The 21,895-nt window shown below is 68.0% G+C and carries 24 protein-coding genes; 23 read left to right on the plus strand and 1 reads right to left on the minus strand.

The features are described 5' to 3' along the window. Nucleotides 1–342: 342 nt before the first annotated feature. The 12 genes from VKP62_06350 to VKP62_06405 all read left to right on the plus strand — a co-directional run bounded on the left by VKP62_06350 (nucleotide 343) and on the right by VKP62_06405 (nucleotide 9,187). Nucleotides 343–567: a hypothetical protein gene (locus VKP62_06350; protein MEB3196808.1), complete on the plus strand. Its 225-nt coding sequence runs from the start codon at nucleotides 343–345 to the stop codon at nucleotides 565–567. A 53-nt stretch (nucleotides 568–620) separates the two neighbouring features. After that, nucleotides 621–1,055 carry a hypothetical protein gene (locus tag VKP62_06355; protein ID MEB3196809.1) on the plus strand — a complete coding sequence of 145 codons (435 nt, stop codon included), beginning with the start codon at nucleotides 621–623 and terminating at the stop codon, nucleotides 1,053–1,055. Between the two features lie 71 nt (nucleotides 1,056–1,126). Beyond that, nucleotides 1,127–2,503 (plus strand): phage terminase large subunit, encoded by a 1,377-nt coding sequence (locus VKP62_06360; GenBank protein MEB3196810.1) that lies wholly within the window; start codon nucleotides 1,127–1,129, stop codon nucleotides 2,501–2,503. Then, nucleotides 2,503–4,464, plus strand: a complete 1,962-nt coding sequence (locus VKP62_06365) for a hypothetical protein (protein MEB3196811.1) — start codon at nucleotides 2,503–2,505, stop codon at nucleotides 4,462–4,464. The genes VKP62_06360 and VKP62_06365 overlap by 1 nt, the downstream gene beginning before the upstream one ends. An 11-nt stretch (nucleotides 4,465–4,475) precedes the next feature. Next, on the plus strand, nucleotides 4,476–4,946 hold the full coding sequence (locus VKP62_06370) for a hypothetical protein (protein MEB3196812.1): 471 nt from the start codon (nucleotides 4,476–4,478) through the stop codon (nucleotides 4,944–4,946). A gap of 162 nt (nucleotides 4,947–5,108) precedes the next feature. Then, nucleotides 5,109–5,966, plus strand: coding sequence for a hypothetical protein (locus VKP62_06375; GenBank protein ID MEB3196813.1), 858 nt, complete (start codon nucleotides 5,109–5,111; stop codon nucleotides 5,964–5,966). Between the two features lie 26 nt (nucleotides 5,967–5,992). Further along, the gene (locus tag VKP62_06380; protein ID MEB3196814.1) at nucleotides 5,993–7,069 is read left to right on the plus strand and encodes a N4-gp56 family major capsid protein; all 1,077 of its coding nucleotides are present in this window, start codon (nucleotides 5,993–5,995) and stop codon (nucleotides 7,067–7,069) included. An 8-nt stretch (nucleotides 7,070–7,077) separates the two neighbouring features. Beyond that, complete coding sequence (locus VKP62_06385; GenBank protein ID MEB3196815.1) at nucleotides 7,078–7,299, plus strand: hypothetical protein; 222 nt, start codon at nucleotides 7,078–7,080, stop codon at nucleotides 7,297–7,299. A gap of 3 nt (nucleotides 7,300–7,302) precedes the next feature. Beyond that, entirely contained in the window at nucleotides 7,303–7,701 is a 399-nt protein-coding gene (locus tag VKP62_06390; protein MEB3196816.1) for a hypothetical protein, read from the plus strand. 2 nt (nucleotides 7,702–7,703) lie between these two features. Then, nucleotides 7,704–8,054: a hypothetical protein gene (locus VKP62_06395; GenBank protein MEB3196817.1), complete on the plus strand. Its 351-nt coding sequence runs from the start codon at nucleotides 7,704–7,706 to the stop codon at nucleotides 8,052–8,054. Further along, a complete protein-coding gene (locus tag VKP62_06400) occupies nucleotides 8,054–8,812 on the plus strand; it encodes a carbohydrate-binding protein (protein ID MEB3196818.1) in 759 nt (252 codons plus the stop codon). The genes VKP62_06395 and VKP62_06400 overlap by 1 nt, the downstream gene beginning before the upstream one ends. After that, on the plus strand, nucleotides 8,813–9,187 hold the full coding sequence (locus VKP62_06405; GenBank protein ID MEB3196819.1) for a hypothetical protein: 375 nt from the start codon (nucleotides 8,813–8,815) through the stop codon (nucleotides 9,185–9,187). Between the two features lie 814 nt (nucleotides 9,188–10,001). Here VKP62_06405 and VKP62_06410 read toward each other — a convergent pair. Next, nucleotides 10,002–10,127, minus strand: a complete 126-nt coding sequence (locus VKP62_06410; GenBank protein MEB3196820.1) for a hypothetical protein — start codon at nucleotides 10,125–10,127, stop codon at nucleotides 10,002–10,004. Here VKP62_06410 and VKP62_06415 point away from each other — a divergent pair. The 11 genes from VKP62_06415 to VKP62_06465 are packed head-to-tail and all read left to right on the plus strand — an operon-like array spanning nucleotide 10,121 to nucleotide 21,545. Next, nucleotides 10,121–10,489, plus strand: a complete 369-nt coding sequence (locus tag VKP62_06415; protein MEB3196821.1) for a hypothetical protein — start codon at nucleotides 10,121–10,123, stop codon at nucleotides 10,487–10,489. The genes VKP62_06410 and VKP62_06415 overlap by 7 nt on opposite strands. Next, nucleotides 10,486–11,334, plus strand: a complete 849-nt coding sequence (locus VKP62_06420; protein ID MEB3196822.1) for a hypothetical protein — start codon at nucleotides 10,486–10,488, stop codon at nucleotides 11,332–11,334. Before VKP62_06415 ends, VKP62_06420 begins: the two co-directional genes overlap by 4 nt. Continuing rightward, complete coding sequence (locus VKP62_06425; protein MEB3196823.1) at nucleotides 11,334–13,199, plus strand: hypothetical protein; 1,866 nt, start codon at nucleotides 11,334–11,336, stop codon at nucleotides 13,197–13,199. Before VKP62_06420 ends, VKP62_06425 begins: the two co-directional genes overlap by 1 nt. Continuing rightward, entirely contained in the window at nucleotides 13,196–13,720 is a 525-nt protein-coding gene (locus tag VKP62_06430) for a hypothetical protein (GenBank protein MEB3196824.1), read from the plus strand. The genes VKP62_06425 and VKP62_06430 overlap by 4 nt, the downstream gene beginning before the upstream one ends. Next, complete coding sequence (locus VKP62_06435; GenBank protein ID MEB3196825.1) at nucleotides 13,717–14,106, plus strand: phage tail assembly chaperone; 390 nt, start codon at nucleotides 13,717–13,719, stop codon at nucleotides 14,104–14,106. Before VKP62_06430 ends, VKP62_06435 begins: the two co-directional genes overlap by 4 nt. After that, nucleotides 14,106–15,281, plus strand: a complete 1,176-nt coding sequence (locus VKP62_06440) for a hypothetical protein (GenBank protein ID MEB3196826.1) — start codon at nucleotides 14,106–14,108, stop codon at nucleotides 15,279–15,281. The genes VKP62_06435 and VKP62_06440 overlap by 1 nt, the downstream gene beginning before the upstream one ends. A 9-nt stretch (nucleotides 15,282–15,290) precedes the next feature. Then, nucleotides 15,291–16,514 carry a hypothetical protein gene (locus VKP62_06445; GenBank protein MEB3196827.1) on the plus strand — a complete coding sequence of 408 codons (1,224 nt, stop codon included), beginning with the start codon at nucleotides 15,291–15,293 and terminating at the stop codon, nucleotides 16,512–16,514. Then, nucleotides 16,507–20,538: a hypothetical protein gene (locus tag VKP62_06450; protein ID MEB3196828.1), complete on the plus strand. Its 4,032-nt coding sequence runs from the start codon at nucleotides 16,507–16,509 to the stop codon at nucleotides 20,536–20,538. Before VKP62_06445 ends, VKP62_06450 begins: the two co-directional genes overlap by 8 nt. Nucleotides 20,539–20,549: 11 nt before the next feature. Continuing rightward, on the plus strand, nucleotides 20,550–20,822 hold the full coding sequence (locus VKP62_06455; GenBank protein ID MEB3196829.1) for a hypothetical protein: 273 nt from the start codon (nucleotides 20,550–20,552) through the stop codon (nucleotides 20,820–20,822). Beyond that, nucleotides 20,819–21,223, plus strand: coding sequence for a D-Ala-D-Ala carboxypeptidase family metallohydrolase (locus VKP62_06460; GenBank protein MEB3196830.1), 405 nt, complete (start codon nucleotides 20,819–20,821; stop codon nucleotides 21,221–21,223). The genes VKP62_06455 and VKP62_06460 overlap by 4 nt, the downstream gene beginning before the upstream one ends. Nucleotides 21,224–21,233: 10 nt before the next feature. Then, on the plus strand, nucleotides 21,234–21,545 hold the full coding sequence (locus VKP62_06465) for a hypothetical protein (GenBank protein MEB3196831.1): 312 nt from the start codon (nucleotides 21,234–21,236) through the stop codon (nucleotides 21,543–21,545). The last annotated feature ends 350 nt before the right edge of the window (nucleotides 21,546–21,895 follow it).

Consider the following 21,895-nt stretch of genomic DNA (forward strand, 5'->3'; position numbering starts at 1 on the left):
CTAGACTCTAGGTTAGGTGCGGACGGGTGCCCCCATCCACCGGAGGTCCGTCAAGCGAAGCGCCAGGGCGGGGCACCCTGCCACTGGAAGGTGACGCAGAGACACACCCCGAACTTGTTCGGGGGCCCAGCGGCGAGCGTCACCCCGGTCGGTGGAACCTAGAGGGACCGCACGGCCCCAATATTGCGCGGGCGCGCGTGAGGGCAACGGTTTGGCAAGGCACTGACCGCACATGCACAACGGGTGAACCACGCACGGCAGCAAGTTGGCTGCTACGCTACAGAGTGACGAGTTACGCCTGCCCCACGGGGTGGGCGTTTCGCGTATCTGGAGGGCTGAGGCGTGTCCTCGTCGTATCGCTGGGCGTACTACCTGAGTCCTCAGGGCTGTCCGCTCAGTGGCGTGATGAGTGTCAGCGAGGCCCAGGTGGAAGTCTGCGGGTTGCAGCTCGGCGTGCTCGAGGTGAACGGGAAGGCCATCACGGTGGCGATCCTGACCGATGAGCAGGCGGCGATGCTGGACTCGCAGCGAGCAGAGCTGGTGATGGTCAACACCGGCTCGGTGTAGGCGCTGTCCGCTGTGGGTGGCGCCTTTCTCGTGTCTCAAGGTGTCGCAGTCCCATGCGCGAGCTCACGCCTCAACAGCAAAAGGTCGCCAAACTGCTCGGAATGGGTCTGACGCAGGTCGCCGCGGCAGAAGAAGCCGGCTGCGACCGCAAGACCATTCAGCGCTGGCTTGCGGACACTGACGGCCTGGGCGCCGCGATGGGCGCCGCCATTCGCCAGAACGCGAACGAGACGCTCGGCTTGATGATGGGCCTGATGATGCGCCCGCTGCGTGCCGCCCTCGAAGGCGAACAGTTCGCGGGCGATATGGATGCCGCGCTCCGGGCCGCCGATGTGGTCCAGCGCCGAATGGCCGCTTTCGAGAAGGCCGAGCACAACCGCGCTGCCCTCGAACTCCAACGCGAGGCCCTCGCCGCGAAGGCGACCGACGAGAGCAAGACGCCCGATGGCATCGGCGTGCTGCTGCCGCAAGAGGACCCGCAGCCGTGAGCGCGGTCGTTGAGACTGCAGCTCCCTGGGCGCCCAACCCGGGACCGCAGACGCGCTTCCTTCAAAGCCGCGTGTACGAGGTGCTGTTTGGCGGCGCGGCTGGCGGCGGCAAGAGCGAGGCGCTGCTCGTGGACGCGCTGCGCCAGGTGCACCGGCCGAAGTACCGGGCGCTTCTGCTGCGCCGCTCGTTCCCCGAGCTGCGCGAGCTGATCACGCGCAGCCGCGACATCTACCCCTCAGCTTGGTCCGGCGCCCGCTTCAACAAGCAGGAGAAGGCGTGGCAGTTCCCGAACGGGGCCGTCATCGAGTTCGGGTATCTCGCCCAGGACGACGACGTCTACCGCTACCAGGGCCAGGAGTACAGCTACGTCGGCTGGGACGAGGTGACGCACTTTTCGGAGTTCGCCTACACCTACCTGCTTTCCCGCGTCCGCACCACCGATCCCGGCATCCAGCCGCGCGTGCGGGCGACGGCGAACCCGGGCGGTCGCGGTCACGCGTGGGTGAAGGCGCGCTTCGTGGACCCGGCGCCTGCGGGCACCGTGTTTCAGGACGCGGCCACCGGCACGTCGCGGGTGTTCATCGCCTCGACGCTGAGCGACAACCCGCACCTGGCCGTGACGGACTACGGCCGGCGCCTCGAAGCCCTGCCCGAGGCCGACCGCCGCGCCCTCCTCGAGGGCGACTGGAACGCCTACGAGGGCAGCGTGTTCCGCCTCGACGCGGGCGTCCACGTCCTCACCCGCGAGCAGTGCCAGGCGCTGTGGGGTGGCGACGCGCCGCCCTCGGAGTGGCCGCGCTTCCGCGTGATGGACTGGGGGTACGCGCGGCCGTTTGCCATCCTGTGGATCGCGGTGGATTCGCAGGGGTGCGCGCACGTCTACCGCGAGTGGTACGGCGTTCAGCTCGACGCGCGGGGCGGCGTGCAGGCGAACGTCGGCCTGCGCCTGGAGCCCGAGGAGGTGGCGCGGCGCGTCGCTGAGATCGAACGGCACGCGGGCGAGAAGGAGGTCACGGGCTGGACGGGCCCGGACCTGTTTGACGTGGGGCGCCGCGACCACGGCGGCGGGCGTCCCATCGCGGAGAGCTTCACGCGTCACGGCGTGTTTCACACCGAGTGGCCTGCGGGGCCGGGCTCGCGCCGCGCGAAGAAGATCGCGGTGCACGAGCGCCTGGCCTACAAGCGCAACGCCGACGGCCAGCTGGTGCAGCCGCCGGGCCTCGTGATCGCGGGCGAGGCGTGCGTCCACCTGTGCCGGACGCTGCCGGCGCTGGAGTACGACGCGCACAACCCCGAGGACGTGGACACAACGGGCGAGGACCACGCGTACGACGCCCTCGCTGCGTTCTGCCTCAAGCGCCCGTGGGGGCCGCGGCCGAAGCAGGCCCGCCCCGACGCCTACGCGGATCGCCGCGTGGCGGCTGACGTCAACTGGGAGTGGGCGTGATGGACGACCTGGACGTGATGGGCGCCCCGATGGCCCCGCAGGTGGCGACCGAGACGGGCGAGGCCATCCCGCTGACGCCCGGCCTGACCTCCAAGCTCGTGGCCCAGTGGCGCGAGGCCAAGCCCTCGCAGCACGTCGTGACCAAGCGCGGGCGCGAGGCGCATCGGTTCTACGCGGGCGAGCAGTGGGACGAGAAGCAGATCCAGCAGCTGAAGCGCGAGGGCCGCCCGCCCGTCGTCATCAACCAGGTCTTCAAGGCCATCAACAACGTGAGCGGCAAGCAGCGCGACATGCGCCTCTCGTGGAAGGTGCTGCCGCGCGGCGAGAACGACGTGCTCACGGCCGAGGCCGCGACGCGGGGCGCGAAGTACCTTGAGGACGCCACGAACTTCCAGCAGACGGAAAGCCGCTGCTTCAAGAACGCGGCCATCGGCCCGTACGGCTGGGCCGAGGTGGGCTACGACGAGAGCGACCCCACCCGCGAGCCCGTCTACTGCGAGTTCGTCCCCTGGGACGAAATGCTCGTCGATCCCTTCGGCCAGGCCGAAGACCTCTCCGACTTCCGCTACCTCATCCGCCGCAAGGAGGTTGACCTGGACCTCGCCATCCAGGCGTTCCCGGAGCACGAAGAGGCGCTGCGCCTGGCGGTGGTGGACCGCAAGGACGACCTCACGGACCAGGTGGCCTTCGACTACGGCCAGGTGGACACGGGCACGTACGGGCGCGGCCTCATCGGTGAGCTGGACACCACGACCCGCCGGCCGCGCGTGCTGCTGCGCGAGCACCACTGGTGGGAGTACAAGCAGGAGCTCTATCTGATGCTGCCCGATGGCGAGCAGGTGGACTACGACGGCAACGACCCCCTCGCGCTCTACGCCCTGCAGCTCGGCGCCCGCGTGATGCAGGGCCGGATGAAGTGCTTCTACCGCGCCATCATGGCGGGCGACCGGCTGCTCTCCGCGGAGAAGTCCGAGCTGCCGCTCCGCACCTACCCGTACGTCTGCCTGTGGGCGTTCCGCGACCACAACCGGCGCCCGTACGGCCTGGTCGAGACGATGCTGTGGCCGCAGCGCGAGCTGAACGTGAACCGCAGCCGCGCTAACGAGTCGATGCGGTCCCGCTGGTTCGTCTACCAGCGCGACGCCCTGGGCGGCAGCCACACGGAGCAGCAGGTGGCGCAGATGCTGGCGCGTTCCAACTTCGCCCTCGAGGTGAACAACCTGGGCGGCGTGCAGATGGGCAGCGACAAGGGCGACCTCGGCGGCTGGATGAACCTGATGGAGACGTCGCGCCGCGAGGTGGACGACCTGGCCGGGCAGAACGCCACGGCCTACGGCGACCCCGACAGCACCGCCAAGAGCGGCCGGGCGAAGGCGATGCAGATCGCCCAGCAGAACGTGAACCTCGGCGAGCTGTGGGACAACTGGCGCCAGTTCCGCCAGCGCTGCGGCGAGCTGATGCTGGCGCTTGCCATCCACTACTGGAGCCCGGAGAAGTGGAGCCGCATCGTCGAGCGCTCGGTGCTCAACGAGAACCAGGAGGCGCTGCGCAAGGCGGCGCTCGGTCAGGTGGGCGCGCCCCCGGAGGCGGACGTCTCGTGGGTGGGCCGGGCGGTCGTGGGCATCAACAGCCTGTTCCGCTACGACCTGAAGATCGACGACCAGGCCGAGACGAGCACCGAGCGGCAGGTGGCAATGCAGCAGGCCACGGACCTGATCGGAATGCTGCCCGACCCCGCGAAGGTCGCCATCGTGCCGGACATCCTGCGGATGAGCGATTTCCCCGGCAAGGACGAGATGGCCGCCAAGGCCGAGGCCGCGCTGAACCCTCAGGCACCCCCGCCACCTGCTTCCGAGCTGCCGCCACCCGGCCCGCAGCCCGGCGAGCCCCCGTTGATCCCACCCCCGCCCACCGGCACCAACTTGCTGGAGGGCGTCGCGTTGCCGCCTGACGCGGCGTAAGGAGGCACCCCATGTCTTTCGTCGCAAAGGACGTCATCCGCCGCAACGGTGGCGACCTCGACATGCAGATTCTGGAGAACCTCCAGAACGCTGCCGGCTCCGTCACGTTCGACCGCTCGGTGAAGGTTGCCAAGGTCGCCTTGGCTGCCGTGGACACGGCCGGCGGCGTGTTCGCCTGGGCCAACCCCGAGGCGGGCGCCATCATCGTTGAGCGCGTGGTGATCGACGTGACGACGGCCTCGTCGGCCGCCTGCACCGTGGACGTCGGCGTGACGGCGACCAGCGCCACGACCTCGGCGGACAACCTGCTCGACGGCCAGAGCGTCGCCACGGCGGCGGTCCTCGACAACATCGAGAACCAGGGGACCAACGGCAAGTCCGCCGGCCGCCTGGCTTCCGGCAAGTGGGTCACGGCCAGCGTGGCGAGCGGCGCGTCCGCTGGCCTTGTGGGCTCGGCCTACATCCACTACATCCTCGTGTAACCCACAGACGACATCCCCAACGCATACGCAGGCCGCCTCCTCCGGGGGGCGGCCGTTTTCCTGCGCCCCGTCAACTCCAGCCGGTGAGGGACCGGCCGGGGCTCAGGTCACGCCACCCCAGACTCCAGCCGGCGAGGGGCCGGTGGGTGGCAAGGAGGCACCTTGGACGAGACCATCTACAGCTCCAACGACGAGGCGGCTCTCGGCGCGACGCCGATGGCTGACGAGGCCCAAGCTCCAGCCGTTGAGGAAACGGCGGCCCCTGCTCTCGCCGAGGAGGCTGCGCCCCAGGCGGCCCCGGAACCTGCCCCCGAAGCTCCCGCCGACCCTGTGCCGGCTGAGCCTGCATTCAACCCTGACGGTCCTGGCGACCTGAAGGTGGCCCTTCAGCGTGAGCGCGAACAGGCGCGGGCGCTGCGGGAGCACCTCCAGGCCGTGGAAGCCGAGCAGGCGCAGATGCGGGCTTGGATCGCGCAGCAGCAGCAGGCGGCCCAAGAGGCTCAGTTCCGGCAGCAGCTCGAGGCGTACGCGGACGATCCCGATGCGCTCGCCCAGGTCCTCCAAGCCAAGCAGCGCGAGTATCAGCAGCAGGCCGAGGCGCAAGCCCACACGGCCCGCCTGCAGATGAGCGCAGACCTGGCCCGCCAGACGTACTCCGACTTCGATGCCCAGCTCGGCAAGCTCTACCAGCAGCTCGGCGCCGACGTCGTGGATCGCCTGGCGGCGCAGCAACCGAACCCCGCGCTCTGGGCCTACCAGATGGCGAAGCAGGCGTTTCTGACGCCCGCCGAGCTAGACGCCCAGGTCGAGGCCAAGGTGCAGGCCCGCCTCGCGGAGCTCGCCCCGCGCACCCGTCCCCAGACACCCACCTCCTCCCGTGGCATCGGGCACCTGCCTGCAGCCGCCGCCCCCGTGGACGCCGCCCCCGAGAATGAGCTGCTCCGTGCGCTCAACCTCGACCCCGGCAGCCGCGGTTGGGATGCGGCCTATGGGCGCCTGCTCGAAGCATCGGGAGGCTGACCGCTCGCTAGAGCAGGAGGCCCGCAATGGCTGAGACCATTGTCGCGAACAGCGCATCCCTGAATCCGATCTACGTCCAGGAGAAGGTCATCTCCCAGTACGCAGAGCGGCAGAACTTCTTCGCCAGCTACATGGGCGAGTCGCCCACCTCGGCGATCCAGGTCGTCTCTGACCTCGCCAACCGCCCCGGCGACACCGTCAAGGTGCACGTCTTCTCCAAGCTCAACAGCCAGGGCGTGGACAACGACGCCACCCTCGAGGGCAACGAGGAGTCGCTCGGCTACTACGCCGACACCCTGTACCTCGGGCAGAAGCGCAACGCCGTCCGCATCGCTGGCCGGATGACCGAGCAGCGCTCCGCCATCGACCTGCGCAAGCAGGCCGGCTACGCCCTGGGCGTGTGGGCCAAGGACTTCGTCTCCGAGCTGATGACCATCATGCTCGCGGGCCGTCGCGGCACCCGCACCCTGACCGTGCTGCCCACCTCGTTCACCGGGTTCGGCGGCAACAGCCTCCGCGCGCCCGACGCCACCCACGAGCTGTGGGCCGGCTCGCAGGCCTCCCAGGCGGGCCTCACGGCGTCCGACAAGATGACCGCGTCGCTGCTCGACAAGGCCATCGTCAAGGTGCAGCTGCTCATCAACAGCGGCATCCCGATGCGCCCCATCGACCCGCAGGGCCGCTTCCTCTGCGTCATCACGCCCGAGCAGGCGTATGACCTGTTCCAAGACGCGGACTTTGTGGCGGCCCAGCAGTTCGCGGCCGACCGCGGCAAGGACAACCCGCTCTTCACGGGCGCCCTCGGCACCTGGAAGAACCTCATCCTCGTCACGAACCCCGCGGGCGTGCTCTTCACGTCCTCCGGCAACGTGCCCGTCGCCCAGGCCCAGATCCTCGGCGCACAGGCCGGCGCCTGGGTGAAGGGCAAGGAGACCGGCGCGTCGGCCGGCGGTGGCGGCTCCTGGCGCTACACCGAGAAGGAGTTCGACTTCGACAACCAGGTCGGTTTCGCGGTCGCCTCCCTGCTCGGCGTCCAGAAGCTCCAGTTCAACGGCAAGGACCACGGCGCCTTCAGCGTCTACTCGTCCTACACCGCGATCTAGGAGGCCCCGTGATCGCCGTCTACGAAGGACCCGACGCCAGCATCACCCTGCACCTGGGATACCGGCCGACCACGTTCGCCCGGGACGCCCAGGTCGAGGTGGCGCCCCCCGTCGCGGCCGTCCTGGCGGCGATCAAAGGCCACACCTTCACCGTGCGCGAGCCCGAGCCCGCCACGGTGGAGGCCCCCGCCACGCGCACCACCCGCGCCCGCAAGGGCCTGAAGGAGTAACCAATGCCTACGACCTACACCGCCACGCTGGCCCAGCCCGGCGTCCCCGCGAAGTACCAGGAAAAGGGCGTCTTCCCCATCGTCACCTCGTTCACGCTCGCCAGCGTGGAGTCGGGCGACACCATCAACATGTGCCCCATCCAGGCTGGCGTGACCGTCATCGGCGGCCAGCTCATCAACGCCGCGCTCGGCTCGTCCACCACCATCGCGGTGGGTGACAGCGACAGCACGACAGCCCTGCTCGCCGCCACGTCCACGTCGTCCGCAGCCGGCACCCAGCTCAAGATCCTCAAGACGTACGCGGCCAACGACACCATCAAGCTGACGGTCGGCGGCGCGACGGCCACCGGCCTCGTGCAGCTCGTCCTGCTCTGCACGGCCGACAACGTCGACCTCGCGTAGTCGTGACGACGCCCACCCTCAACCTCTTCACCATCGGGGCGGCACTCTTGCCGCCCCGGCTCTTTCAGGAGGAACCCGTGTTCTTCAACAGCCCCGAAACCCAAGCGGCCGTCACGGCCACCACGACCGCAGCGGCCATCACCACGAAGGCCGACAGCGCCTATGTGGGCTTCACCATCCAGCCCCTGGGCGGCGACGTGTACCTGGGCGACGCGGGCGTGACCACGTCCACCGGCACCAAGGTCACGGACGGCGAGGTGCTCGCCATCGCCAGCAAGTACCCCGCCGCCTTCTACGTCATCAGCGCTGGCTCTGTCGGCTGCCGCGTCACCATCTACAAGGGCACCCGCTGATGCAGTCCTCCGGCGTCCCCTTCTTCATCTCAGGCGGCTCGTCCGGCGGCGGGGGCGGCGGCTCTGCCTTCACCTGGGAGGGCGCCTGGAGCTCTGCAATCACCTACGCCGCCGATGAAGTCGTCGAGTACAACGGCTCGAGCTACATCGCCCTCCAGAGCGGCACGAACAAGCAGCCGGACACCGAGCCCACCTACTGGTCGCTGATGGCCCAGAAGGGCGCCACGGGTTCAACGGGTGCGACCGGCGCCACGGGCGCCGCAGGCCAAGGCGTGGACTGGCAAGGCGTCTGGAACAGCGGCACGGCCTACGTCGCCTATGACCTGGTGGAGTACAACGGCTCCACCTACATCGCGACGCAGGCTGGCACCAACAAGCAGCCAGACACGCAGACGGCCTATTGGGATCTCGTGGCGTCCATCGGCTTGACGGGCGCAACCGGCGCGACGGGTGCCACAGGTCCACAGGGTGCCACGGGGCCGCAAGGCCCAACGGGGCCTCAAGGGCCCCAGGGCGACCCAGGCGCAGGTGTCGCCACGGGCGGCACGACCGGGCAGTACCTCAAGAAGAACAGCGGCACTAACTACGACACAGCCTGGGACACGCTGACGGTTGGCGACGTGACCGACTTTCCATCGCAGACAGGCAACACCAACAAGTACCTCAAGACCGATGGCTCCGGCACCTTGTCTTGGGACACACCGTCTGGCGGGACAGGCAACGCCTTCGCCGCTGCGCTTCTCTTTGGAGGCTTCTAAATGACCGCGCCCAACCTCGCCAGCCCCACCACCATCACCGGCAAGGTGGCGACCGTCAGCCTGACGACCACCAGCGCCACGTCGGTTCTGAGCAACGCGGCCAGCTCTAACAAGTGCTTGCGTGTGGTGTCGCTCATCGTCTCCAACGTAGATGGCACCAACGCGGCCGACATCACCATCAACTACTACTCGGCCGCTGCCCTGGGCGGTACAGCCACCGAGATCGCCAGCACCGTGTCGGTTCCGGCCGACGCCTCGCTCGTCGTCATTGACCGCAGCACGGCACTCTATCTTGAAGAAGACCGCAGTCTTGGGGCGACGGCGGGCAGCTCATCAGACCTTAAAGTGGTCTGCGTGTACGAGGAAATCAGCTAATGCCGATTCGGCAGAACGGCGGAATCATTGGCAAGGCAAATACGCCGACTACTTCAGTTGCCTCGGGTATCTGGGGCTTGCCTGAACAGTGCCGTTACCAAAGAGCCGGGACGTGGCCGGCGCTTAGCGTAACTTATTTGGTTGTTGCCGGTGGCGGCGCTGGATCATCATCGGTTGGAGCCGGCGGTGGCGCCGGTGGGCTTCGGGAAGGAACAAGCAATTGTTCAAGGGGAACTGCCTACGCAGTAACAATTGGAAGCGGAGGAACCGGAAACACGACAAACGGCTCAAACGGTAATAATTCAACTTTTGCAACTATTTCAGCTTCTGGAGGTGGCCGCGGTTCAGGGGCATATTCATCGGGACTCACCGCTGGAAACGGTGGTTCTGGTGGCGGTGGCTCGCGATACACCACCGATAATAGAACTCAGGCGCCTGGGACTGGTAATAGCGGTTCTTATTCACCAGTTGAAGGACGCGACGGTGGTGCTATACCAGCATCCGTAAGTGGTGGGTCCGGCGGCGGTGGAGCTGGCGCCGTAGGCGGCCAAGGTCCGGCCGGAACCGGCGGCGTGGGCGTCCAATCGTCCATTTCTGGATCCTCCGTTTACTATGCTGGTGGCGGTGGCGGATCGCAAGCTGGCACCGGCGGTTCGGGTGGTTCGGGCGGTGGTGGAAATGGAGCCACCAGCTCAACCACCGGTGGATCAAATGGGTCGGCAAACAGCGGCGGCGGCGGTGGTGGTGCCTGGAATGTAATCGCCAACGGGGGCAACGGTGGTTCAGGTGTCGTCATCCTGAAGTACCTAGACACCTACACGGCCACCTTCTCCGCGGGCGTCACCTCCAGCACCTCGACCTCCGGCGGTTTCAAAATCACGACCATCACGGCAGCCGGCGCGTCTGACACCGTGACCTTTAACTGAGGCGGCGATGGCACACTACGCGATCCTCAACGAGCACAACATCGTCACCCAGGTCTTCGTCGGCAAGGACGAGCACGAGCTCGGCCCCGACGGCCAGCCCTGGGACTGGGAGGCCTACTACGGGGCCAAGCGCACCAGCTACAACACCCAGGGCGGCCAGCACCTGACGGGCGGCACGCCCTACCGGAAGAACTACGCGGGCATCGGCTTCAGCTACGACGAGACACGCGACGCCTTCATCCCGCCGCAGCCCTACCCCTCGTGGACGCTGGACGAGGCCACGTGCCTCTGGCAGCCGCCCACCCCGATGCCGACCGACGGCAAGCTCTACGCCTGGTCTGAACCCGACCAGCTCTGGCTGGAGGTCACACCGTGAACCTGCTCCAACTTCGCACCCGCGTGGCCGAGTTCCTCGAGGACTCGGCCTTTTCGCAATGGTCCTCCGCGCTCATCGACCAGTACCTGAACGACGCCGCCCAGGACTTTGCCAAGCGCACCAAGTGCATGCGCAAGTACAGCAGCCCGCTCAGCGCCAACACCACCTTCGAGACGCTCGGCACCGGCAACGTGACGCTCGGCAACAAGGACGTGACCAGCCTCTCGCTGCCCACCCGCTGGCGCCTGGGGCAGCTCATCTACGGCACGGGCATCCCGGACGGCACGACGGTCGCGGCCATCAATGGCACGACCCTCACCATGAGCGCTGAGGGGACCGCGACCAACATGGGCGTCACGCTGACGGACAAGGCCTACGCGTTCTACACCGTGCCCAGCGACCTCCACGAGCTGGAGTCCGTCTGGGTCAACGGCTACCGCGTGCCGATGGCGAGTGCCGCCAGCCTGCCCTACCAGTGGGACCGGCAGACCGCAGGCGCTGCCAGCCAGCCCACGGCCTACGTGTTCGGCGACTTCGGCTTCACGGTCGTACGCTTCTGGCCCTACCCGGTGCTCGCCTACACCACGGTCTATGTCTACTACACGGCCCTGCCCGCCACGATGGCCAGCACCACCGCCACCCCCACGGGTATCCCCGACCAGTACCACCTGGCGCTAGTCTACTACGCCGTCGCCCAGTGCTACCGCCGGAACTTCGAGGACAACGACCGGCCCAAGGCCGCCGAGTTCGAGACGATGTACCGCGCCCAGCTCGACGACTGCCTGGCACGCGTGACCCGCCTCCTCAACGCCGACCCGGCGGCCGTCCCCTACAGGCACCTGTGATGCAGTACGTCTTGCTGACCAACCAGTTCGGCGGCCTGAACACCTACCTGACCCCCAGCAAGGTGGGCCCGGCCGGAGCGGTTGAAGCCACGGGCGTGGACATCACCGACGGCTCGCTCCAGAACCGCCGGGATGACACCAAGCCCACGCTCAGCTCCGGCGTGTGGACGGGCACCGACACCTACGTCCCGGCCACAAGCCAGACCATTGTGCCGTGGGGCATCGGGGCGCTGGGGATGACGGGCCGCTATGCCGTCGCCCGGTTCGGCGGCCGGCTTTACCGCAGCCACAAGGGCGAGGGGCCGTTCCCTTCGGACCTGACGGGCATCCAGTACACCAGCGACACGGCCACGCCGCCCACCTGGGACTACCTGGGCCTGATGACGCCCGCCGCCCTGGGCACGCCCACGACCTCCGGCAGCACGGGCGTGCCAGCCGGCACCATCACTTACTACTGCACCTTCTACAACGCGCTCGGCCAGGAAAGCCCGCCGGCATCTTCAACCGCGATCACGACCACGGGCGCCAAGAACATCGCCGTCACCCTGCCGCAGGCGTACACCACCTGCACGACCAACAGCAGCACCTCGCTCACGAGCGTTGCGGACACCACCCCCCTGCGCGTCGGCATGCGCATCACGGGCAGCGGCATCCCCGCCGGCACCTACATCACGGCCATCTCTGGCACGACCGTCACCATCAGCCAGGCCGCCACCAGCTCGGCCCCGAGCGTGAAGATCATCGACCCCCAGATCGTCGGCACCCGCCTGTACCGCCAGGGCGCCGGCATCGACACGCCCCTGCTCGTCACCCAGACCGCCAACGTGACGACCGCGAGCTACACCGACACCAAGGCCAACGACGCCCTGGGCGAGGCGCTGACGACCGCCAACACCGCCGATATGCCAACCGGCCTGCGGGACGTCGCCATCAGCCCCGAGGGGGTCTTGCTGGCCGCCACGCAGAGCAGCACGGTGATGTACCTGTCTCTGGTGACGCCCGCCATCTACGACCCTGCCAAGGTCATCCAGGTGGCCGATGCCCCCCTAACCACCGTCTACGCCCTGAACCGCTTCATCTGCCCGACCACCCGCGGCGCCTTCACCGTCACCATCGACGACGCCATCCTTGGGCTGCCTATCGTCCAGACCATCGACGACACCGAGCCGAGCCAGGTGAGCTACTTCGTCTACGCGGTAGACGTGGGCGGCGCTGTCTGGTGGAACACCAACAAGGGCATCGTCCAGACGGACGGCAGCACGATCGAGACTGTCACGCGTTACACGGTCGACCGCGACACCGCCACCAACTTCCGCGACTGCTACGGGGCCGACTACTACAACAACGATTACCTGGCTTACCTGGAGACCGGCCCAACAACTTGTGCGCTGTACCGCTTCAACCGCACCACCGGCTGGAGCGTCGTCACAACCGCGATGTCGCAGAGCTCCCCGGGTGCGCTGGGCTTCCACATCGGCGATGGCTGCATCATCTACACGGGCAGCACGGCCGACTCACCCGCCGCCGTGCGCCGCCTGGAGGCCAGCAGCTCGCGCCTCGCCAACGGCGCGTACCGCACGGGCGATTGGGTGGGGCAGCGGCAAAGCGACCTCAAGAAGTTCCGCAAGGTGTCGGCCGTGTTCACGGGCTCGGTGTCCATCCAGCCCTACGTGGACGGCCAGATGGTGGGCTCGGCGCTCACCGGCACCAGCGCCGTGGTGAACAAGCCCGAGCGCCAGTCCTGGTGGCTGCCATCGGGCACCAAGGGCCGCTCCGTGTCGCTGCGCGTAACGCTCACCAGCACCGCCGCCGACGTCCAGGAGCTGGGCGTCTGGGTGGGTGAGGAGCGGGAGGCGATGCCGTGAGCGGCCTGCAAGACGCCCGCGTCCTGGCAGCTTTCGCCCAAGGACTGGCACGCCCCTATATGCTCGGCGTTGAGCAGCGTCTCACCGAGGCCAGCTCCAAGCTCGGCCGGGTCACGGGTGCAGCCGCCGGGCTGGCGCGGCTCAATCACGCCTACGTGCGGACGACGACCGGCTTCTCTACGACCTCCAGCACCGCTGTAGACGTGACAGGGCTCCAGCTTGATTTCACGACCTACGGCGGCACCTTGCTGCTGATTGCCACCGGCGAGTGGTTTTACATCAATGCTTCAGCCGGCGCCACCGGCGAGTTCGGCTTCAGCATTGACGGTGGCCCCGATGAGTGGGTGTGGCTGCATGACACGTCTACGGACACTGACACCTACGGCCTCGCGGCCATTCGTGCGTTTTCAGCAGCGGCCGGCCGCCATCTGATCAAGTGCCGGGCCAAGGCCAGCGGCGGCACCTTGAACGTCAACGCCGGAAGCGACTGGCCCCTGTTCTTGATGGCGGTGGAACTATGAGACTCAGCTTTCCCAACACGGCCCGTTTCGACCTCATGGCGCTGCACGCGGCCCTAGCCGCCTCAAGCATCCCCGGCATCACTGGCATTTCGACGGACTACGACCAGCTCTTTGTGGAATTGCCCACGCGGGACGATGTAACCGACGAGGAACTCGCCGCCATCGAGCAGCTCGTCGCCGTCCACGCCGCCATCCCCTCGTGGGACGAGGTGCGCCGGAAGCGGGTGCACCTGCTGCTAGAAGCCGACTGGCGCATCCAGCGTGCCGAGGACCTGGGCGAGGACACCGCCCCCCTGCGGGCCTACCGGCAGGCCCTGCGAGACGTGACGACCCAACCCGACCCCCACAACGTGACCTGGCCCGCTGCTCCCTGGAGGACCGTGTGATGGCAATCAACCAGCTGATACTGGACAACGTACAGCGCGGCGCGGCGCAAGCCGGCGAGATGCGCGCAAACGTCGGCAACCCGAACCAGCGCTTGGTGTGGCGCGGTGGCAAGTGGGAAGACGCCGGCCAGCAGCCACTGACACCTCAAGCGACCGGCGCCATGTCCAGCCCTGCTGTCACTTACAGCAACCCCAAGACGGCAGGCTACAAGCTTCAAGTCCTGGGCAACCAGAGCGCCGGCTCGAACGATCCAATGAATGCGCTTGCGGCTTCTATGTCTGATGACGGGGCCGTTTTCGGTAGCCCACAGGCAAGCGTCTATGACACCGTGAGGCGCACTGGTAACGTGCCGGGGAACGACCCACGGGTTGTGGGCACGGTGCTGACCCCGGGGGCGGTGAGGCCTGGTCTGGATGCTGGCGGTCGCGTGATCGACGAGCGCGGCGGGATGGGCAGCCCCTCTGCCATCGCGCCAACCCTTGGCGTAAATGCTGGCGGCCAGGCCGCGGTGGCTTCCTCCGCACCGATGGCTTCCAAGCCGGCACGCCCAACGGGCAACCTGCCGGCTGCGATTCAGGCGGCCAGGGACTACACGCCCGGCGCGATGGAAAAGGCGCCGAGGTTCAAGAACTACTACAGCGAGGAGACGCAGCCGTTCGACGCAGCTTACGAGGCGGCGTTGCGGAACAACGTCATCAACACGGCCGAGCAGCAGTACAGGCAGGGGGGAGACCGCGTGCGCTCGCTGCTGGCGTCTCGCGGGCTGATGAGCGGTGGTGGCACCGGGCTGGAGGCGGCGATGATGGGGCAGCTGGCGATGGAGGCCGCTGGTGCTCGCGAGCGTGGCATGAACCAGGCGACGATGGACACGGCCCAGAAGCGGGCCGACTTCAACATGCGCCGGGCAGAAGGCCTGATGAGCGCCCAGCGCGACGAGTTCGGCCGTTACATTGACCAGCAAAAGCTGCCGCTGCTCCTGGACGAGCAGAAGGCCCGCGTGAAGTCGATGCTGCTCCAGAACGGCGTGGACCAGTACGCGGCCGAGCGCCTGATGGAGATGGACGCCAACGAGTGGCCCGACCTCCTGAAGAACATCCTGAAAGGCGGGATGATCGCTGGGGGCATTTACACGGCCAACCCAGCGCTCGTCGCCGCTGGCGCGAGCTACCGCTAGGAGGCGACAATGGGATTCCTTGAACTCCTTCAACAGCGTCGCCAACAGGGCGATGGCCTGAGCCGCGCGCTCAGCGCCCTCGGCGCCGGACTGGCCGACACCATCACCCAGGGCAAAGCGGAAGCCAAAGAGCAGGCCAAGCTGTACCAGCAGCTTGGGGGCGTGATGCTGCAGTCCGGTCGGGGCAAGGATGCCGCCGAGCTGCTGCCCAAGTTCCGCGAGGCGGTGAAGACCGGGTACGGCGTGGACCTGCCAAACACCTCGGTCGTGGGGGCGCCCGTAATGGCCCAGGTGCCCAACCCGGACTTCATCGGCCCAATGCCGCTCGGCCAGACGGCGATGAAGCGGATTGAGATGGGCCGGGATTTCGGCGGCGAGCAAACTCTAGACGCCATCCGGGGCGGTCTGATGCTGGAGAAGCCGAAGGCTCCGGCGCTGGACCTGTTCAAAGCCAGCCCGTACGAGAACGTGATCGACACGCGGACAGGCAAGGTGGTGCTTGCGGCCCAACCCAAGCCGGCCCCCGAGGCGGCACCCCGGATGGGCTGGGTGGGCGACGTCTACCAGGAGCTCAGGCCCGGCGTCACCCGGCCGACGCGCGAGGCGGCGCCCCGGGCGCAGCGGGACGATACGCCACGCTTGCGCCAGCAGTGGGAGAGCGGTCGTCTCCGGTATGTCGAGGACTACGTGAATACCATGTCCAAAACGCTTCCAATGCGCGAGGATGCGGACGGGAAGATGTTCCGAACGCCGGCCAAGCCTGAACAGATTGACGCCTGGCGAAAGCAGGCGCAGGCCTACTACGACGCCAACGTGACCCGCCCTTTTGAGCAGCCGGGCAGTGGGCAGGCGGCGCCTGCTGTCCGGGGAACGCGCAGCGCCGCAATAATGCCGCCGAAGGATTACAACGACACCGGCCTTCTGCCCGAATGGGAGAAGCTCGCGCAACAGGCCGTGTCGCTGGCGCCGGGGGCCGCGATCAGCAGCAAGGCCCGATCCAAGGAACGAAACGCCAACGCGGGTGGCACGGCCACCTCGTGGCACCAGTACCGACAGGCGTTCGACCTCGTGGTGCCCCGCCCCGAGGACCGCGCCAGGCTGATCCAGTGGGGACGGCAGCGGGGCCTCGAGGTGATCGACGAGGGCGATCACCTGCACTTTGAGCCTGCCCGCAGCTCGGACGCGATGCGCAACTTCTACGCCAAGCACGGCCTGGAGAGTGACGATGCCTAAGACCGACGAGGAACTCGCCGCCCTGGTGGCGGACCCCGAGTTCGCCAAGTTCAGCGCCGCCCAGCGCGCCAAGATCCTCAAAGACGCCACCAAGGGCCGACCGCCCCTCGTGCTCCAGTCCAGCGCAGACCCCGCCCCACGCCCCGCCCAACCGGCGGGGCGTTCCTTTGGCGACCTCTTGGCGGCCGACCGCCAGGCCAAGGCAGCCCGGCGCTGGGATCCCGCAGCTCCGGCTCGCTCGACCGTGACTGACGAGCTGACGGCTGCCGTGCCGTTCTACGGGGCGATGCTGCCGGCGCCCGAGGCCAAGGCCCGCGAGCAGCGGCTGGCCCAGACGCCCGTGCCGGGTAGCCCGGCGAGCCTGGCCCGTGCGGCCCGCGAGGCGTTCACCGACGTCGCCGGCTCCGGGCTGACGGCCCAGATGCTTTTCGGCCCCACGCGGCAGGCCATTGAGACGGCTGAGCGCAAGCGCCGCCGCACCAGCCCGGACCTCGCCACGCGTATGGCGGCACGCAACGAGGAGCTCGCGGCCCTCCAGCCCCCCCTCGTGACGCCTGCGGCCCGTGACCTGACCTCGCGCGAAAGGGCCGGGGCGATGCTGCGGGGAGCCACACAGGCCGCCGGGGAGTTCGTGGAGGGCGTGGCGGCTCCCGTGCGGGACGTGCTCCAAGAGCCCGCCCGACTGCTGCCCGGGTCGCCTGGGTTTGCTGAGGGCCTGACGGCCGCCGTGACCGCCGTGCCGACGGCGATGGTGACGGACCCTGCCTCCGATGCGCTGTTCGGCGGCGCCGGCCTGGCGGCGGCCCGTGTGGCGCCGGCCCTGGGCGCCGGCCTGCGCGGCGCCCGTGAGGCGCTATCCCAAGCGCCGACCACCCTGCCCACGCGCCGTGCGCCCGAGCTGGACCTGACGCTCGGCAAGGCGCCCGACCCGGCCACGCCTGTGGGGGCACCCGAGCCGCCGGCCTCGGTGGAGAAGTTGTCCACGCCCGAGGCCATGCCGCCCCTGCCGCCGCGCCCGGAGGTGTCGCTGCTGATCGAGGATGCCACCAAGCTCCAGAAGTCCATCCCGCCTGTCGCCGCCAACGTGGGAGGCCCTCGGCGTGGCAGCATCGGCTCGCTGGGCCGCGACCCCTCCGAGGCGTTTACGCCCGGCCAGAAGGCGATGAACGCGGCCATCGATCAGAAGATTCGCGAGCTGCTCAAGGAGCGGAAGCAGGCCGAGCTCGACGGCAACGCGGCCCGCATCACCCAGATCGAAGCTGAGGTCCAGGGCCTCGACGATGCGAGGGTCGTCATCCCCAAGCCGGGCGGCCCGGTCATCACCATTGCCGACCTTCAGAACGACCTCGCCTCAGCCACAGCGGCGGGAGACACGGCGACCGCCACACGCCTGGAACGTCAGATCCGGCAGATGCGCGGCTCGAACTACCACAACGAGACCAAGTACAGCTTCCTGAGCGACGACGCCCGCGACAAGCACCTCGCGCTCCTGGAGCAGACCGTAGCCCGCCTCCGCGCCGAAGGGCGCGATCCCCGGCAGCGGGTACCCTTTGATGAGCTCCGCGCCAAGGCGGCCGACATCAACCCGTTCGCCGTGGAACAGATGGCCCGCAAGGGGCTGAAGCGCGGCGAATCCCTGACGGCCGCTGAGTACGAAGCCGCCAAGAACTACATGCAGCAGCTCGTGGAGGAGAGCATCCTGGTCGAGGAGCGCGTGAATGCCATCCAAGCGGCACAGAGCGGCGGCCCCGTGCCCAACGGGGCAGATGGCAACCCCATCGACCCTGCCGATCTCCCGCAGGCGCTGACGGTTGAGACCACGCGCTTGATGCAGCTTGAGAAGGACGTGATGGGGCTGCAAGAGATCGTGACCCAGAGCCGAAGCCAGAAGGGCCGCGACCTGGCCTACCTGAAGATGGTGGCCCGCCAGGGGTTCGACGTGGACTACTGGCTGGCCCGAGCCAACCGCACCTCCGGCGGCGTCGCCACGAGCGAGCAGATCAGCACCATCAGCCAGATCGTGGTGCGGGGCCAGCAGGCTGACGCTCAGCTCAAAGCGGCTCAAGCGGCCGGCAACGCTTCGGCTGAGGCGGCAGCACGGGAAGCCGTGCGCCAGGCGCGTATCGACCTAGCCAAGCAGATGGGCCGGCTGACCATCACGCCCTGGATCGACGCGCTTAGCACCGCCCGCAAGGCCGGGCTGCTGACGGGCGTGAAGACCATCGCCCGCAACACGGCCAGCAACACCCTGAACCTGGGCCTCGAGGAAATCGTGAGCGCCATCGGCGCGGTGCCCGACGCCTTCCTCGGAATGTTCACCGGCAACCGCACCACGTTTGCACCCCGGGTGGCCGGCATTGCGCGGGGCATCAACGAGGCCGGCAGCCGCGGCGTGACGGAGGCGCTGCAGACGATGGTCCACGGAATGCCGCTAGACCAGCTCGCCGCTCTCGACATTCCCCGCGAGGTCAACACGCCGAGCAACGCGCTGAACAAGTACGTGAACACCATCATGCGCTTCCAGGGGGCGCAGGACCGCATCTTTAAAGCCTACGCGCTGCGCCGCTCGCTGGACGACCAGGCCCGCAGCCTGGTGGTGAGCACGGCCCGAAGCACCACGCCGCGGCTGACCCGAGCGCAGATCGAGGCCAACATCCGCCGCCTTGCCGACAACCCGACCGAGGAGATGATGTTCGAGGCGATTGCCGACGCGGAGTTTGCCACGTTCCAGAACGAGACGGCCATCAGCCGCGCCATCAGCGGATTGAAGCAAGGCTTCAAGCAGTATGATGCGCGTGAGGGCGGTTCGACGGGGGCCTACCTGACGGCCGGAATGGATCTGTTTCTGCCCTTCGTCAAAACGCCTGCAAGCATCGGAGCCCGGGTGGTGGCCGATTATGCCACCCCGTTCGCCGTTGGGCAGACGCTTCGCAAGCGTTCAGCTCGGCGCAGGCTGGAGCGCGTCCAGGGCGTGACGGACGGCCCGTGGCTCACGCCAACCGAACAGAAGGCGCTGTCCAAGGGCCTCGCTCGCAACGCAATGGGCAGTTCGCTGATTTGGCTTGGCTCTCGCATGTACGACGAAGGGCGGCTCACCGGTTCCGACCAGCCCGACCGGCGTGAGGAGAACACGGCGGCAGGCCGCACGCCGAACGCCATCAAGGTCGGTGACGAGTGGCTGCCACTTAACCCGTTCTCTCCTGTCGGCACGCTGCTGAGCCTGGGGGCCACGATGAACCGCGATGGCCGCGACCTCGACGGCACCACACGGGGCATCAAGGTCGGCGCCCAGGTGTTGGCCCTCATCCTTGATCAGCCGTTCACGCAGGGCGCCAAGCAGTTTGTGGAGGTGGCGGGCGACACGGGCGGCAAGAAGATGAACCGCTTCGCCGGAAGCCTTGCTGGGTCCGTCGTGCCCACCATCGTGGCAGAGACGGCGCAGTTCCTCGACGACAGCGAGGAGATGCGGGCGGTTGATTATGGGGCTCTCGATTCTGCGGTGGTGCAGTCTGTGCAGAACCGCCTGCCGCTGCTGCGCGAAGAGCTGCCAACCGCCTACACCGGCCTCGGTGATGCGCGCGGCGCCAATACGGGGTGGCGAGCGTTCAGTGCGGGCGCCGGCCAGTTCGCTCGAGAGAACTACGACCCAGTCGTTCGCGAGGTGCTGATCACCGGAGCCAACCTGCCCCGCGTCTCCACCGACGTGCAGATCAAGCGCAAGTCTGCCCCTATCCCGCTGACCGTTGAAGAGCAGCAGGAGCTGCTTCGGCGCCAAGGCATTGCAGCCCGCAACCGCATCGGTAAGATGCTGGCCAACCCCGAGTATCGCGCCGAGGAGTCGCCGGACGTGCAGCGCGAACGTCTGAACAGCGCCGTTACCAAAGCCAGTGGTCAGGCCAAAAAGCGTTGGATTCGGGAAAACCGGCAAGAGCTTCTTGCTCGCCAAGCGCAGCAGGATGCGGACGACCGCATCAAGCGTGGGCGTGGCCGAGCCGTCGTAGGCCCCCTGAACACCACCCCCTGAAGGGAGATCATATGAGCGAGCACCTTCACGCCCAAGACCCCGCACCGTCCTGGGCTCAACTGATGATGGCTGAGCTGAAGTCCCTGCGCACCGACGTCGCCGAGCTGACCAAGGTCGTCAAAGGCGGGGGCGACACGCCCAGCCACGCCGAGCAAATCCGCGATCACGCCAAGCGCATCGGCCAGCTTGAGGCCCTGGTGAAGTGGGTGGCAGGCATCGGCACCGGCATCGTGACCGCCATCGGCTCGGCCTGGGCGATGCTCGCCGGAGGGCCGCACAAATGACCCCGCCCATCTTCCCCAACGCCACCCACGCCGCGCCGAACTTCACCTGGGTGGAGTTCGGCTGCCGTTGTGGGCTGTGCGGCCCCGACTTCCCACCCTCGGTCAAGCGCCAGCTGGGCCGGCTTGCCACCGCCCTCCAGGCCCTGCGGGACAAGGTCGGCCCCATCCGCATCACTTCGGGCTACCGCTGCCCCCGGCACAACACCGCGGTCGGCGGGGCCAAAGCCAGCCAGCACGTCCTGGGGGTGGCCGCCGATGTCGTGAGCCGGACCCACACGCCGGCCCAGCTTGCAGAGGTGGCCGAGGCCATCCCCGCCTTCGCCCAGGGCGGCATCGGCATTTACCCCTCGTGGGTGCACGTAGACGTCCGCAACGGCCGCGCCCGTTGGGACAACCGATAGGAGGCCCACCATGGACCTGAAGACTCTGGCGCCACTGGTGGCGCCCATCCTGCCGCTGGCCATCGCCCCGCTCGCCAGCCTCATCACCGAGGCCGCCCGCCGCGTGCCGGCCGTGCCGTTCGACGCCACCACCAAGGCCAGCATCCTGGCCGTGCTGCTGGCCGTCTCGCTGGTCATCCGGGTCGCCATCGCCTGGGTGACGGGCAGCCTCGACAGCCTGAACTGGGCCGGCGAGCTGCGCGTCATCCTCGACGCCGTGACGGCCGCGCTCACCGCTGCCGGCGGCTACGCCCTGCTGACCTCGCGAAAGCCCAGCGTCTGAAGCTTGCGGCGGGAGTCGTGTCTCGCCGTGAGGGGGGGGCCTCGGTGTGTGCCGTGGCCCAGGGGGAGCCCGGCGGCTACGGTCGCCGGGCCTTTTCCTAGAATCCCTAGGAAAAGACAAAGCCCCCCGTTTGCCGCGGGGGGCCTGGTCGAAGATGGCACGCGCTACAAAAGCACGAACCCTGCGAAGGTTCTTGAATCGTAGCACGTGCAAGCGGCCGAAAACAAGAAACCCCACCAGCCGAAGCGGGTGGGGGAACTTGTGGCGGGGACCTGTGGGGGTGTCCGCCACGCGAGCGACCGTGAAGAAGCTCAGCGACCGGAAGCAGAAGCAACCGGTAAAGACAAGAT

It is taken from the genome of Candidatus Sericytochromatia bacterium (assembly GCA_035285325.1).
Classification (GTDB): domain Bacteria; phylum Cyanobacteriota; class Sericytochromatia; order S15B-MN24; family JAQBPE01; genus JAYKJB01.